At 31.9% G+C, this 15,659-nt stretch carries 16 protein-coding genes; 10 read left to right on the plus strand and 6 right to left on the minus strand.

Annotated elements, in window-relative coordinates; all coding sequences use genetic code 11:
- Positions 1–129: 129 nt before the first annotated feature.
- Entirely contained in the window at positions 130–1,437 is a 1,308-nt protein-coding gene (locus CD113_RS02945; RefSeq protein ID WP_002463407.1) for an ISL3 family transposase, read from the plus strand.
- Between the two features lie 241 nt (positions 1,438–1,678).
- Here the strand turns inward: CD113_RS02945 and CD113_RS02950 are convergent, their stop codons facing one another.
- The gene (locus CD113_RS02950) at positions 1,679–2,230 is read right to left on the minus strand and encodes a TetR/AcrR family transcriptional regulator (RefSeq protein WP_002464942.1); all 552 of its coding nucleotides are present in this window, start codon (positions 2,228–2,230) and stop codon (positions 1,679–1,681) included.
- Between the two features lie 123 nt (positions 2,231–2,353).
- Here CD113_RS02950 and CD113_RS02955 point away from each other — a divergent pair, with 123 nt between their 5' ends.
- The 3 genes from CD113_RS02955 (at position 2,354) to CD113_RS02965 (ending at position 5,909) form a co-directional block, all read left to right on the plus strand.
- Positions 2,354–3,001, plus strand: coding sequence for an HlyD family secretion protein (locus CD113_RS02955; protein ID WP_002464943.1), 648 nt, complete (start codon positions 2,354–2,356; stop codon positions 2,999–3,001).
- A gap of 12 nt (positions 3,002–3,013) precedes the next feature.
- Positions 3,014–4,993: an MDR family MFS transporter gene (locus CD113_RS02960; RefSeq protein ID WP_002464944.1), complete on the plus strand. Its 1,980-nt coding sequence runs from the start codon at positions 3,014–3,016 to the stop codon at positions 4,991–4,993.
- 346 nt (positions 4,994–5,339) lie between these two features.
- A complete protein-coding gene (locus tag CD113_RS02965) occupies positions 5,340–5,909 on the plus strand; it encodes an LPXTG cell wall anchor domain-containing protein (protein ID WP_002464945.1) in 570 nt (189 codons plus the stop codon).
- A gap of 225 nt (positions 5,910–6,134) precedes the next feature.
- Here CD113_RS02965 and CD113_RS02970 read toward each other — a convergent pair whose 3' ends face one another.
- Positions 6,135–6,776, minus strand: coding sequence for a hypothetical protein (locus tag CD113_RS02970; RefSeq protein WP_002464946.1), 642 nt, complete (start codon positions 6,774–6,776; stop codon positions 6,135–6,137).
- Between the two features lie 205 nt (positions 6,777–6,981).
- Between CD113_RS02970 and CD113_RS02975 the strand changes: the two genes are divergently transcribed.
- Positions 6,982–7,902: an alpha/beta hydrolase fold domain-containing protein gene (locus CD113_RS02975; RefSeq protein WP_002464947.1), complete on the plus strand. Its 921-nt coding sequence runs from the start codon at positions 6,982–6,984 to the stop codon at positions 7,900–7,902.
- Positions 7,903–7,977: 75 nt separating this feature from the next.
- Here the strand turns inward: CD113_RS02975 and CD113_RS02980 are convergent, their stop codons facing one another.
- Entirely contained in the window at positions 7,978–8,385 is a 408-nt protein-coding gene (locus tag CD113_RS02980) for a hypothetical protein (protein ID WP_002464948.1), read from the minus strand.
- A complete protein-coding gene (locus CD113_RS02985; RefSeq protein WP_002464949.1) occupies positions 8,385–8,873 on the minus strand; it encodes a thioesterase family protein in 489 nt (162 codons plus the stop codon). Before CD113_RS02985 ends, CD113_RS02980 begins: the two co-directional genes overlap by 1 nt.
- 94 nt (positions 8,874–8,967) lie before the next feature.
- Between CD113_RS02985 and corA the strand changes: the two genes are divergently transcribed.
- Positions 8,968–9,915: a magnesium/cobalt transporter CorA gene (gene corA, locus CD113_RS02990; RefSeq protein ID WP_002464950.1), complete on the plus strand. Its 948-nt coding sequence runs from the start codon at positions 8,968–8,970 to the stop codon at positions 9,913–9,915.
- Positions 9,916–9,945: 30 nt separating this feature from the next.
- The gene (gene fni / locus CD113_RS02995) at positions 9,946–10,995 is read left to right on the plus strand and encodes a type 2 isopentenyl-diphosphate Delta-isomerase (RefSeq protein WP_002464951.1); all 1,050 of its coding nucleotides are present in this window, start codon (positions 9,946–9,948) and stop codon (positions 10,993–10,995) included.
- 84 nt (positions 10,996–11,079) lie between these two features.
- Here the strand turns inward: fni and gltS are convergent, their stop codons facing one another.
- Entirely contained in the window at positions 11,080–12,288 is a 1,209-nt protein-coding gene (gltS, locus tag CD113_RS03000) for a sodium/glutamate symporter (RefSeq protein ID WP_002464952.1), read from the minus strand.
- 428 nt (positions 12,289–12,716) lie between these two features.
- Here gltS and CD113_RS03005 point away from each other — a divergent pair, with 428 nt between their 5' ends.
- The 3 genes from CD113_RS03005 to CD113_RS03015 are packed head-to-tail and all read left to right on the plus strand — an operon-like array spanning position 12,717 to position 14,378.
- Positions 12,717–13,040 (plus strand): PadR family transcriptional regulator, encoded by a 324-nt coding sequence (locus tag CD113_RS03005; RefSeq protein WP_002464953.1) that lies wholly within the window; start codon positions 12,717–12,719, stop codon positions 13,038–13,040.
- Positions 13,033–13,590: an HAAS signaling domain-containing protein gene (locus CD113_RS03010; protein WP_002464954.1), complete on the plus strand. Its 558-nt coding sequence runs from the start codon at positions 13,033–13,035 to the stop codon at positions 13,588–13,590. Before CD113_RS03005 ends, CD113_RS03010 begins: the two co-directional genes overlap by 8 nt.
- Positions 13,590–14,378, plus strand: a complete 789-nt coding sequence (locus CD113_RS03015; protein WP_002464955.1) for a DUF4097 family beta strand repeat-containing protein — start codon at positions 13,590–13,592, stop codon at positions 14,376–14,378. Before CD113_RS03010 ends, CD113_RS03015 begins: the two co-directional genes overlap by 1 nt.
- A 100-nt stretch (positions 14,379–14,478) precedes the next feature.
- Here the strand turns inward: CD113_RS03015 and CD113_RS03020 are convergent, their stop codons facing one another.
- Positions 14,479–15,087: a DNA-3-methyladenine glycosylase gene (locus tag CD113_RS03020; RefSeq protein ID WP_002464956.1), complete on the minus strand. Its 609-nt coding sequence runs from the start codon at positions 15,085–15,087 to the stop codon at positions 14,479–14,481.
- Between the last annotated feature and the right edge of the window lie 572 nt (positions 15,088–15,659).

A 15,659-nucleotide genomic window follows, 5' to 3' on the forward strand; every position in this document is an offset into this window, starting at 1 on the left:
GGCTCTATAATAAATTCGGTTGATAAGATAATTTGAAAGTTATCTTACCAACCGAATTTTTTTGAAAAAAAGGGCACAATGCCCTATCATTTAAGTCACCACAACTTTAGAAAGAGAGGGATTGTGCCTATGTCTAATAATATTATAAAAACATTAGATTATAAAGGGAAATACATTATATTTGAAGATGACGTTGACGAAGTTTATATGAATTTAGTGAGAACTTTGATTTATAAAGGTACATTAACTTATGTGCCAGACGCTTGTGAACATTGTGGTGCTGTGAATGAAGACTATACGATTGTTAAAAATGGTAAACGCAAAACAATGGTTAAATTATTAAGTAATCAAGGTACACCATGTTTTTTAGAACTACATAAACAACGTTTTTTCTGTCGTCAATGTCAGTCATCATTTGTTGCCAAAACGAGTTATGTTAAAAAACATTGTCATTTCTCTAATAGATTAATTTTTAAACTAATATCACAATGCGAAGAACCTCGTTCTTGTAAAGGTATTGCTCGTGAATATCAAATTAGTACCACATCCGTCATTCGTTATATCAATCAACATGCCGAAAATATCAAGTTAAGACCACTCAATGATTTACCTGAACATATCATGGTTGATGAGTTTAAAAGTGTTAAACATGTAGATGGTAAAATGAGCTTTATATTTTGTGATAGTGATACACATGAAATTGTCGATATTTTGCCTAATCGAAAGAAACAAGCACTATTTGATTATTTTATAAGATTTGATAGAAAATCTAGAAAAAAAGTTAAAACTATAACCATGGATATGCATCAGCCCTATATTGATTTATTTAAACAATTATTTCCAAATGCGAAGATTATCCTTGATCGTTTCCATTTAATCCAAGCATTAAACCGCGAACTCAATCGAGTTCGTATTCGCTTGATGAATCAACTTAAAACAAGTAATCCTCGATTATATAGAAAGCTTAAGAAATTTTGGAAACTCATACTCAAACCTTCAGAAGATTTAGACGGTAATAAATATAGTTATCAACGCTTATTTAAAGGGTTTGAATCCCAACAATCCATCGTCAACTATATTTTAAATCAGGTTCCTGAATTAAAAGAAGTTTATACACAAGTGAATCGTCTTCGCGCATTAATTATGCATCATAAAGCAGATTTGTTCGTAGAACAAATTAATCAATATTTAAACAACTCAGACATCGATAAAGGGTTAAAGAGAGTTATTAATAGTTTTAAAGACTATCTTCCAGAAATCATCAATACATTAAATCATCCAACGCGTTCCAATGGAGCTATTGAAGCCATGAATAATAATATCAAAGTACTTAAGCGAGTAGCCTATGGTTTCAGAAACTTCTATAACTTTAGAAATAGAATATTAATTACATATAAACTTTTTGGTAAAAAACAAAACCAAGACCAAATAGCGTGAAATCATTAATAAAAATAAAAAAACCACTCCATTATTTTTGAAAATGTAATGGAGTGGATAAGTGACTTAAATTGATGAAATTCGATTCAAAATTTATACATCAACCGATTTTGACAATGAGCCATTTTTAAAGACAAACGTAAAGTTTAATCATATCAATAATAAAAGCACTATTATTTGATTAAGTTGGCCTTTGGAGAAAGAAGGTCTTAACTCAATGTCACAATAATAGTGCTTGTTGTTATTTTTGTAATTTAATTGTATTTAATAGTAGAATATCAGCTACCTCTTCAGGAGATTCTTGACAACCATTGGACAACCAGTTGACAAAGACGCCGGCTTGCCCACCAATAATATAAGTAACAAATAAAGATTTATTGGTTACTTTAGTGCTATAGTCAGTAATAATTTGTTGATAATAATCACGTGCTGAATCAATATAATCAATGAATAAGCTCTTCATTGGATAGGTCACTAAAATATCTTTGAAAAATTGTTCGTTGCGCTCAATATATTTAGCAATAATAATGAAGAATTTATATAATTTAAATTTATCTTTTTTGATGTTATCAAAGTTATCATGTAACAAACATAACAAATGATCAAACTTTTCTTTGTGGTTAGAGTTAATCGTATCTAATAAGTCATATTTATCTTTATAATGATCGTAAAAGGTTGATCTATTAATGTTGCAATAAGCACAGATCATTTTGGTTGAGATTTCTTGGAATGGATAATCTGCCATTAAGTCAACAAGAGCATTTTGTATTTTAATTTTGGCTTGTCGTTTCATAATTGTTACACCTTTGTGAAGTTTAACCAACAATTTCGAAAAAATTGTTGGTGTTTTTTTCTAAAATATATCTCTATAATATATAAAGTGAATTTTAAAAGCAAATAGTAGGAGGAATTATTCATGAAGAAGATGATATTAATTAATATCATTACAATTGTTGTTTTAATTGCAATAGGAATCGCAGGTTTCTATTTCTGGAATAATGCAACAAGTTATGTAACGACTGATAACGCAAAAGTAAGTGGCGATCAAATTAAAATCGCTAGCCCAGGTGCTGGACAAATTAAATCATTAGATGTTAAAGAAGGCGACAAACTAGATAAAGGTGATAAAGTCGCAACTGTTTCAGTACAAGGTCAAGATGGACAATCAAAAGATGTGGATCTTAAAATGCCAAAAAGCGGTACAATCGCTAAACTTGATGGTATGGAAGGTTCAATGGCACAAGCCGGAACACCAATCGCATATGCTTATAATTTAGATGATTTATACGTTACTGCTAACGTAGACGAACAAGATATGAAAGATGTTGAAGTAGGTAAAGACGTAGATGTAACAATCGATGGTCAAAAAGCTACTATTAAAGGTAAAGTTGACAATGTTGGTAAAGCAACAGCTGCAAGCTTCTCATTAATGCCATCATCAAATAGTGACGGAAATTACACTAAAGTATCACAAGTTGTACCAGTTAAAATTTCTCTAGATTCTGAACCATCTAAACAAGTTGTTCCTGGAATGAACGCTGAAGTAAAAATTCATAAAAATTAAGGGGGTCATTAAATGACAGCGACCTTCATTATTGGCTACATTGTATTAGCGCTCATTCTTGTTGGTATCGTAAACTTTGTTATGACAAGATCAAAACGCAAAGCTAAAAACCAACAACAGGAACAACAAACGACAGAGAATTCTGGTCGTCAAATAAATCAATCTAAATTTAAAGCCAGTGATTTAGAACAAACTTCAACAACGAAGCATAGCGATACAACGGATCAAGAGCGTGCAGCGCATATTGAAGATGATAAAAGTAAAAAAGAATTTGGTCTAAATGACTCAACACGTCATTCAGATAATGATCAGGACCAAAAACGACAATCATTCACAGAAGCTGATAAAGCAAATCAAACAGATGAAGAGGATGAAGCTTTTCCAGAAAAGAATCCTAATTCTGAAGAATATAAAGTGAATGAAAAAATAAAAAAAGAACATAAAAACTATATCTTTGGTAAAGGTATTTCAAGAGGGAAAATACTTACTGCATTATTATTCGGTATGTTTATCGCTATCTTGAACCAAACGTTATTAAACGTGGCTTTACCAAAAATAAATACAGAATTCAACATTTCTGCGTCAACAGGACAATGGTTGATGACAGGATTCATGTTAGTGAATGGTATCCTAATACCAATCACAGCATATTTATTTAATAAATACTCTTATCGTAAATTATTCATCATTGCCTTAGTATTATTTACTATTGGGTCATTGATTTGTGCGATTTCAATGAACTTCCCAATTATGATGGCTGGTCGTATTTTGCAAGCAATTGGTGCAGGTATCTTAATGCCTCTTGGTTCAATTGTTATTATTACGATTTATCCACCTGAAAAACGTGGTGCAGCCATGGGTACGATGGGTATAGCTATGATCTTGGCACCAGCAATTGGTCCAACATTATCAGGATATATTGTTCAGAACTATCATTGGAACGTTATGTTCTATGGTATGTTTGTTATCGGTATTATTGCTATTGTAATTGGTTATGTATGGTTTAGATTGTATCAATATACAACTAATCCAAAAGCAGATGTCCCAGGAATCATCTTTAGTACTATCGGCTTCGGTGCATTATTATATGCATTCTCTGAAGCTGGTAATAAAGGCTGGGGTTCAGCTGAAATCATTTCATTCTTTGCTATTGGTATCATTTTCATTATTTTATTCGTAATAAGAGAATTGAGAATGAGAGCACCAATGTTAAATTTAGAAGTATTAAAATTCCCAACATTTACGTTAACAACTGTTATTAACATGGTTGTTATGATGAGTTTATATGGTGGTATGATTTTACTTCCAATATATTTACAAAACTTACGTGGTTTCTCAGCGTTAGATTCTGGTCTATTAATGTTACCTGGTTCATTAGTGATGGGCTTAATGGGTCCATTTGCAGGTAAATTATTAGACACAATCGGTCTAAAACCACTTGCCTTATTTGGTATTGCAATTATGACGTATGCAACTTGGGAATTGACTAAGTTAAATATGGATACACCATACATGTCAATCATGGGTATTTATATTTTACGTTCATTCGGTATGGCATTTATTATGATGCCGATGGTAACAGCAGCAATAAATGCGTTACCACCAAGATTAGCATCGCATGGTAATGCTTTCTTAAACACAATGCGTCAGTTAGCAGGGTCAATTGGTACTGCAGTATTAGTAACAGTAATGACTACTCAAACTACGCAACATTTATCAGCATTTGGTGAAGAATTGGATAAAACAAATCCAGTTGTTCAAGATCATATGCGTGAATTAGCTGCACAATATGGTGGCCAAGAAGGTGCCATGAAAGTATTACTGACATTTGTTAATAAACTTGCAACTGTTGAAGGTATTAATGATGCATTCATTATCGCAACTATCTTCAGTATCATTGCACTTATTTTAAGTTTATTCTTACAAAGTGGTAAAAAAGCCAAAGCAACTGCTCAAAGATTAGAAGCACAGTCTAGTGTCGATCATGAATAATTCAAAAATAGATAAGTAATCACATTGAAGTGTGACAAAAAATTGTGTTGTGGGGGCATGATTTTTAAAGCATCGGTAGCTTAAACAGTTATCGATGCTTTTTTTGTCGTTATTTTTTAGTTTTCTGACAGAGGAATTTTGCTATCAAACGACTTAAAATGGTTAATATTAATGATTTACTGTTAATTCATCTGTACTAAAAATTAGCCCCTTTGTGAATAGCTTTGATTTACTATGATTAATAAAATATAGGTTTTGCAAAATATTTTTGGAAAGGTCAATAAGTGTCCTAATGGCAATCTATAATTAAATTTGTAAGTCATAAAATGTAAAGGGGACTTTTAAAATGAAAAAGAGAAATGTATTAGGAACAACGGCTTTAGCAGGAGTATTGTTATTTACAGGAGTAGGACATCAAGCACATGCAGCAGAGAAGAAAATACCTGTTTATGTTTTTACAGAAAAAGAATTTAATGAAAATCGTACTGGTCAAACAGAGGGATTTGGAGGAGGTCCAGGTTCTGATGTTAGCGTAGTAATTGGTGATGAGAGTTACCAAGAATATTTAGCGAGAGTAAAAGCTGGTGAGAAACTTAGTGAAAGTTTAGCGCCAATTGAATATATTTATCCTGATGAAGCACAAAGTAATGGTCAGGTTAATAATAAGGAAACTCAATCACCAGCACAGTCTAATGTCGCACCACAACAAACAGATAATCCACCAGTTAATAATCAAGTAGGTACACAAGGGGATACACAAGCCACTACTCAAGCACCAGAACAATCAACTGTTCAACAATTACCTCAAACTGGTGAACAACAAACAACTACAACTTGGATGACATTAGCAGCATCTGTATTACTAGCGGTAGGTTCTTTATTAACATTCAAACGATTTGCTAAAAATACTAAATAATACCAGGTGATTTTTCTAATGTACGATAAACTCCTAACGTTGAGTCTACCACTTTCAATGTTAGGAGTTTGTTGTTTTGAAAATGAAAAAGGTCTCTATTTTTTAGGATTGATAAATAAAAAGTGAATAATAAAAATAATTATACATCAGTCCAATTTGGGAGAGAACCATAAAAATACAGCCATTGCGATGCAACAGCTGTATTAGCATAAATGAAGTAAGTTATTATTTTAATTTTAATTTACGGTTACGGAAGAATAAACTGATGACAATTAAGGCAATACTACATCCTAGTAAAATAATACCATTGTGAATGGCATCAGCTTCTGTAATGACTTGTTGTGGTGACACGCTGATATAATATTGTTTAAATGATTCAGCAATTTTTTGAGCTAGTGTCTTAATAATATAACTGAAATAAAGAGTAATGACTAACATGATTGCTAATGAAAATATATTTAAGATCTTTAATACCGTACGATTAAAGATAATCGTTAAAATAGTAATGATTAAACTAATGATACATAAAATGAAGAATGCATTAAATACCATAATTAAACGATCAAGAGATTGTTGTAAATCTCCAACATTACCTAGATTAATATTTAAATTACCAATATTAGTAGTAGTATCTTGGAAATGTTTTAGGCCGTCAAAATTTACGGGTTTATTGGCAAAGACAATATTGAAAATGGGTTGTTTCCACATGCTATAGCCAGCAATGGCAGTTAAAAAAAGAGCAATAATTTGGATGATTAAACTTACCCATGATCTTTTTTTCTTAGGTTTGTAATTAGCTCGATAAGCGATGGGTTGTTGTTGATATTGGTTATGATAAGGTTCATTTGGTTGATTTGTATATGACATTAACTAGTGCCTCCTATGCAGATTATTGTCATTAGTTATCCAGATAAAGTTATCTCTGTTATAATGATGAAAAATCACCTGTTAAATGTAGCATTTATCTTAATTAAGATAAAGTGAATATCTTCTATATTATATACTTTTTTGAGTTGAGAATGTAGGGGATTAACGAAGATGATATTAAAAATAGAAAAGGTAGGTTAGTATATTGTTTAGAAATAGAGTCATGAGTAACGTTGTGAATAAATATATACTGCATAACAGATCCATCAAATTTAAAGATGATAAAGATGTAGCAAACTTTTTTATTAAACGTGAAGTCGAAAATCAAAAAAAGCATAAACAACCCTCTACATTAAATGTTAAAGCAAATCTTGAAAAGTTATCACTAGATGATATGCAAGTGTTTCGTTTTAATTTTAGACATCAAGTAGATAAAAAAATATTATATCTTCATGGAGGATTTAATACATTACAACCGTCACCTTTTCATTGGCGCTTATTAGATAAAGTCGCTTTAAGTACGTTATATGAAGTTGTCATGCCTATTTATCCTAAAACACCTGAATTTCATATTAATGATACGTATAAAGCTATTCAACAAGTTTATGACCAACTTGTATCAGAAGTAGGTGCACAAAATATTGTTGTTATGGGGGATGGCAGTGGTGCGTCACTAGCATTAGCATTCGTGCAATCCTTAATTGAACGAGGACAACAAGTACCAAATAAATTATATTTGATTAGTCCTATTTTAGACGCGACATTATCCAATAAAGAGATCACTGACGATTTGATTGATAAAGATGTTATTTTAAGTCAATTTGGTGTTAATGAAATTATGAAAAAATGGTCTGATGGCTTACCGTTAACTGATAAAAAAGTTTCGCCTATCTATGGAGAGTTGACAGGTTTACCACCTGTATACATGTTCGGTGGTGGTCGAGAAATAACATATCCAGATATGAAATTATTTGAGCATTTAATGGAAGAACAACATCAATTAATACATTTTTACGATTATCCTAAAATGGTACATGATTTCCCAATTTATCCTATCCGTGAATCACATAAAGTAATTAAACAAATTGCTAATTCTATTGATGAATCCGTAATACAATCTGATTAATATAACATCCCTTGAGTTTGACGATAGCTTTGAAGTGTATCGTTATCATACTCAAGGGATGTTAAATTTGGTTAATTAAACATGATCACTGATTATAGCATTAATATGTGTAATGATAAAATATTGACCTTTTATATTATAAAATTTCGTCAAAAACCGATCGAACTGGCGAGGTATGTCTTGTAATTGAGCAAATTGATATGTTTGTTCGTAATTAGTATTGGTGACTGATTGTTGAAGTGTGTCGTAACGTGGTAAAAAATCGTCATCTTCAAGTTTCAACTCTAATAAAGTCATAATATTATCTATAGCTTGTTTCTGACCTTGAATATACGCCATATGTGTACCACGTTTTAATATTTGATGGGCGGGGCCATTAATAAATAATTCTTTAGCTGCATTGATTTCTGATAATTTGTATTTAACTTCATCAAATAAATCTAATAATTCAATGTGTAAGTGTTGTTGTAATTCCTCTGTCATTAGAACTGCTCCTTTTTGGGTATACCTATTTGATGACCTAATTGTTTGGGCCATGACATAGTTGGTTGTGACTGATAATATTGTTCAATTTGCGTCAAATAAGAAGTTGGAAAATTAGCAGAGCGTCTCGTTCGTTGATCAATTCCCATCATCATCACCTCATTAGTTGCCGCTAAGGTGCCATCTTGTTTCGACATGGTCAAAAATAGATGCAAGCGTTTATGGTCATAGTCATAAATATAAAGTGTGATTGTAATATGTTCATCTAATGATACTTCAGATAAATAAGATGTATGTTCTTCTAAGGTGAATAACGTATATTGTAGTGAATCACGTTGCGCTAAAGATAATCCATGCGCATAATTAAAATCATTAATCACTTCACTAAAAATAACATTATAATATGCATCATGCATATGGTTGTTATGATCGATGTCTTGTTCTGATACTTGTCGTGTCGTTGAATAAAGTTGATTGATTATCATCATCTCCTTTTACATATCATACTAAAATAAATAGTGACATACACGTAATAAATTTCGTGATAAAATATAAAGGTATATTTGATGGGGGGAAAGCTGTATGGGCATAACAATACGGTATCAAACTGAAACGACACCATTTAAAGAATTAACACAAACGCAAGAGATACCGGAAGAAGCAACAATTATTTGGTATGACTTTGAGGCACCAAGTGAAGAAGATAATCATTGGTTAAAAGCACATTTCAATTTTAATGATTTAGAAGTTGATGATGCAATCAATGGTATACCTAGGGCAAAGTATAAATCATATGATAATTACCAATATGTTGTTTTTCATAGTATTATCAATAATGATTATTCACCAATCGCCTTAAATATTTTTATTCAAGGGAATATTTTAGTGACATATCATCATTATGCAATGCAATCTTTAAATAAAGTGGTAAATATGTATAGTCATAAACTTGATCCAGAACTTGATTGTGCTGATGTTGTTATTCTAATCTTAGACATGATGGTCGATAAATACTTTAGCTTTGTCTATAATATTGAGGAAAAAGTCTATAATTTTGAGGATAGACATGTAGATGACCGCTTCAATAAAACGGTTATGGATAATGTTTTTCAATTACGTTCAGACTTAATAAAAGTTAAACGTGTACTATTTCCAATGCAAGAATTAATTGATACGATGAAACGTAATGGTGATTTAATCGTGGATGAAAAACATTCTTTGTATATACAACACATTGATGATCACCTTATAAAACAACGAAATATTATTAGAACAGCACAAGAAATGACGAATGAAATAAGGGAAAATTATGAATCCTACACGTCGTTTAGAATGAACAATATTATGCAAGTTTTAACCTTGGTTTCTGTTATTTTCTCACCATTAACTTTTATAGCAGGTATTTATGGTATGAACTTTGATAATATGCCAGAATTGAAATGGCACTATGGTTATTACATATGTTTAGCATTAATGCTTATGATAACTGTGCTATTGATACTTTATTTTAAACGTAAAAAATGGTTCTAAATAATAACACTACAAAAGGTAGGTCTTAATATGAGTGATATACAAAGAGAACAACGTAAAAATGAACATGTAGAGATTGCTATGTCACAATCTGATGCCCCACAATCAGACTTTGATAAAGTAAGATTTGTTCATCATTCTGTTCCTTCAATCAATGTAGCAGATGTTGATTTAACTTCAACAACAACAAATTTGACTATGGACTATCCTGTTTATATTAATGCAATGACAGGTGGTAGTGAGTGGACAAAAAATATCAACGAAAAGTTAGCAGTGGTTGCTAGGGAAACTGGATTAGCTATGGCAGTGGGATCTACACATGCAGCACTTAGAAATCCACGTATGGCTGAAACGTTTACGATTGCACGTCAAACTAATCCCAATGGCATTATTTTCAGTAATGTCGGTGCAGATGTTCCAGTCAATAAGGCACTTGAAGCGGTTGAGTTACTGGAAGCACAAGCATTACAAATTCATGTAAACTCTCCTCAAGAACTAGTTATGCCAGAAGGAAATAGAGAATTTTCTACGTGGTTAGATAATATTGCAGAAATTGTTGCTCGAGTTACTGTCCCTGTCATTGTGAAAGAAGTAGGCTTTGGCATGAGTAAAGAATTAGTTAATGATTTACATCAAATTGGTGTGAACTATGTTGATGTTAGTGGCAAAGGTGGTACTAATTTTGTTGATATTGAAAATGCACGACGCGCGCAACAAGATATGAGTTACTTGTCATCATGGGGACAATCAACAGTTGAATCATTACTTGAAACTACAGCATATCAAAAGAGTGTCAACATCTTTGCTAGTGGTGGTTTACGTACGCCATTAGATGCAGTCAAAAGCTTGGCACTTGGTGCTAAAGCTGTTGGTATGTCTCGCCCATTTTTAAATCAAGTAGAAAATAATGGTATTGCGCATACTGTTGAATATGTTGAAGCGTTTATTGAACATATCAAAGCAATCATGACGATGCTAAATGCACAAAATATTGATGAACTAACACATAAACCCATGGTCTTCAGTCCAGAGTTGATATCTTGGATTGAACAACGAGGATTAGATATTCATCGTGGATAAATAACAGAACCGTTCTTATCGTATGATGGCAATGCCATGATAAGAACGGTTCTTTGTTATGTTAAATACCTATTCAATTTGACTTTAACTAAACCATTGAATAAAGCCCATAATAACTACAACACCAATAAGGTCAATAAGAAAGGCACCAACAATAGGTACAACGAGGTATGCTTTTGGTGAGTTACCATATTTTTTTGTAATAACATCTAGATTGGCCATAGCGTTAGGTGTGGCACCTAGTCCATGACCTATAAAACCACCAACCATTACAGCAGCATCATAATCTTTTCCTAAGCCTCTAAATAGTATAAAGATAGCAAATAAAATCATAACAACGACTTGAACAAGCACGATGATGACTAAAGGTATAGCTAGAGCATAAATTTCAGTAAGTTTAATACTCATTAAGGCAATTGATAAAAATATACCTAAAGATACGTCGCCGATTTGGTTAGTCATTTTCAAATCAACAATATTAAAATTAAAGCTTTCAGAGACATTACGTACGATAACAGCAATAAATAGTGAACCTACATACATTGGGACGTTAATACCAGTATGTTCTGTAAATAAGTTACTAAAATATGTGCCGACAGCCATACAAAATACTAAAATAGAAAATTGGATGAAAAATACTTGTGTCCCATCATATTTACGATGTAAGTGTTGGTTATACTCAACTTGACTGTAGTCTTTAAATGTATCATCACGGTGTTGTGGCTTTAAATTATAACGTTTAATCAAGTATTTAACGACAGGTCCACCGATTAAACCACCAAAGACAAGCCCAAGTGTTGCAGCAGCTAATGCGGCAGTAACCGCTGAATCAATGCCTAAATCTTGAATAGTCTTACCATAAGCAGCCGCGTTACCATGGCCACCCTCCATAGACATGGATCCAGCAGTCAAACCAAGTAATGGTTTAATATGTAATAGTTTAGCTAGTGATACTCCTATAATATTTTGAACAACTGACATAATGGCACAAAAGAAAAAGTATAATAATAACACTTTGCCACCTAATTTAAATAATTTTAATGAAGCTCCTAAACCAATGGTAGTAAAGAAAGCTAGCATAAAGAAATCTTGTATAAAGGATGCATTTAACTTAATTGTCACAATATTAAATGAATCTAAGACTGCAACAATAATTGCAAAGATCAAACCACCAATAACAGGTGCAGGTATACATATACGTCTTAATAAAGAAACGTGATTAACAATCGTTTGACCTAGTAAATATAGCAAACAGGCTAAACATAATGTTGTAATAGCATCTAGTTCTATCATAGTTATCCCCCTTAGTTACGGTATCATCCCCAAAGTTATTTTATGAAAGCGTTATAAATAACCATGTTTAACATTATACATATGACAAAGCAATATTTCTACTTTGACAATTAATACTAAAACAGATTAAAAGATTAATAGTGATTAAAACGTTAATATTTAAATTTGATTTATATAACTTGAACCTCAAAATAATGTAGAAATATATTAGTTTGGGAGTGTGGCAGAAATAAATTTTATATAAAATTTATGTCGCATTCCTATCACGGCAAGGCTGATTAGATTTGTAAAACTTTGATTTATCAACATTTTACAAAGCAGACAGTTACCACTTACTACTTTGCAATGCACAGTAGTAAGTGGTATAGTAAAGGTAATTAGTACTGTGTAATGCAAAGTACTAAATGATTAGTGAGAGAGGTGACACGATGAATGCACAATTTAGAAAAGGTGCACTAGAGTTAATTGTGTTATTAGTGATTAATAAAAATGATCAGTATGGTTATTCATTAGTCCAAAATATTTCGAGATATATGGAAATAGCGGAAGGTACTGTTTATCCTTTGCTAAGACGACTCGTTAAAAATGGGGATTTATCTACGTATTTTCAACCGTCAACCGAAGGACCACCAAGAAAATACTATACTTTGACAGCTACTGGACAACAAAAACTACAATCCCTTAAAGAAGAGTGGCAGATATTTGCAACAACAGTGAATCAATTTATTGAGGAGAGTGATACTGATGACTAAAGAACAATATTTACATGTATTACGGAAGAACCTTAAACATATGTCGGATGATGACAAAGAAGATATTATTAATGAATATGTTACTCATTTTTATAGTGGTGCTTCGGATGGTAAAAGTGAACAACAGATTTGTCAAGAACTTGGTGATCCTAAGCAACTTGCTAAGGAACATAATGCTTTTAATACATTAGATCAGGCTAAGACACATCAGTCATTTAACAATATAATGACAGCTATCTTTGCAGCGATGGGATTGAGCTTGCTTAATTTTGTAGTTATTCTAGTTCCATTTATATTATTGCTTTGTGTTATGGCACTTTTGGTTACTTTTACCATGATTGGTTTAATAGGACCTGTCATGTTAGTGGTGAAAGGCATCATTGATGGCTTTAATAGTATTTTACTATTTGACTGCTTTATGGCAGGTCTCATGTTTGGTTGTGGCTTAATATTATTAGTCATAACAAGTATTTTCTTTAAATATACGTATAGCATTATAGTTAAGTATTTAAAATGGAACATTAAACTTGTCAAAAGGAGTGTTCATTGATGAAAAGAATTTATATTTGGTTAACAATCATTGGTGCATTATTTGTTGTAATATGTGGTATTGGCGTTATGGTAGAAGGTAAGAAGGCCATGTCAGAAAATGAACAACAACAAAAGCATTTTAAAGTAACGTATCAACAAAAAATAGATACTTTAGATATTGATAGTGATAGTAGAAATATTGAAATCCGTAAAGGAAGTACCTTTTCAATTGAAAATATAGCGGTAGAAAACAATGTGAGTAGTAAGGTTTCTAATGGAAAATGGATAGTAAAGAATCATACTAAGAAGCCAGTGATTAATTTTAGACCATTTAATTTCAATGACAAAGTTATTATTACAATACCAGGAACAGAACTTAAACAATTAACGATTCATGCGAATAGTCAACAACTAAAAATTGATGGGATTAATAGTAAAGAAACAAATATTAATAGTGATTCTAGTCAAACAAACATTGACAATAGTACATTAGGTGATACTAAATTAACAAATGATTCAGGACAAATGACAGTTCATCATTTAAAATCTCATAAACTCAATGTTGTTAACGACTCAGGGCAAACGGAGTTAACAAAGCTAAAAGTTAACCAACCAATCCAAGTAAACAATGATAGTGGTGCAGTTAGTATACAATTTGCTAACAAACCACACAATAGTAAATTAACTATTGATAATGATGCTGGCAATGTTGATGTAGCTAAAAATATTTTCCCACAACATAAACTAGGTCAAGGAAAATACGCTATAGATATTATCAATGATTCTGGAACAGTAGAGATAAAATAAGTATTAAAAGGCATACCACATCTAAGTGATAAAGCTCATAGAAGTTGTTTTCATGAGTGTCACTATCATAGATAACTGGTATGCCTCTATTTTTAATATATTATTTCCAAGTATCATCAGGTTGTTGACAGTCTGATTTACGCATATGAGAGACGAAAGGATTCCCTTTAACAGTATAACGTAACGGTTTATTCGTCCATTCACCTTTATTTGGAATACCGATACGTGCACTTTCAACAATCTCTACTGGACGCTTTCGGTGTTTAGTATCGATGGATAAACGGCAATCATTGAGTGTCAGACCATCAATAGAACGAGGTATATTAAAAGCTATCGTCCATTTACCTGGTCCATTGGTTACTTCATAGCCACTTTTGCCTCTATTTTGAATCATAGCTTCAAGTCCATCTTCTGGCTCTATCGCCCGTATTAATACACCTTCTGGAATACCTTGCTCTTTTGTTACAAAGTTAATTAGTAAGTAAGCATGCATCATATGACCGTAGATAGTACCGCCACGTTTATATAAAGAAGTAACTTTAGGTGTTTCTTTACCACCAAAGCCGTGAGCAGCACGATCATTAAATCCTAAGTAAGCTTCAGTTTCGACAATATATCCAGAATAAGTTTGGTGATCATCTTGATAAATGACCTTAACACCTAATAAATCTTTTGCAGTTTGAATCGTATCTTTATTTATAAAGTCCATGTCATTCTCCTTGTAAAATATTTATTTAAAAATATTCGAATTTATATATTTTTAAGTTGAAAAATTTGATAAGGTTATAATATAAAGTGATTTGAAATAATAATTAATATTAAAAATTGATATTTATTAATATTGTAAACAGTGTATACTAACTTTTGCGAAGTGGGTTAGCGTAATATAACTATATTTTCAATGCTATATTATTTTGATGTCATTGGTTCAAGTATAAGCAACACAAGAAAGACTTTCAAACAAGGGACATTAACGTAAGTGTTAGGGAGTAGGACAGACATAAATGTTATATAAAATGTGTGTCGTTGATGCCCGTCTTGTACATTAATGTAAAATTCATACATGGATTTTTGATGACGGGTCCCTTGCTCAACTATGCCCGTCTTGCACATTTAGAACTAGTTAGATTTATAATCTTTACTAGTTCTTATGCAGTTGCACTAATAGTGTCAACTGTAATCCTTTTTAAAATTTTTCTATGACGGGTCCCTGCATTGTCTGAAAAAACTGACTAACCAGTTTTTTTGTGTTGGGTCCCTTCCACCCCGGCAAGACTGACT

The sequence above is a fragment of the Staphylococcus simiae genome (assembly GCF_002902085.1).
Lineage (GTDB): Bacteria > Bacillota > Bacilli > Staphylococcales > Staphylococcaceae > Staphylococcus > Staphylococcus simiae.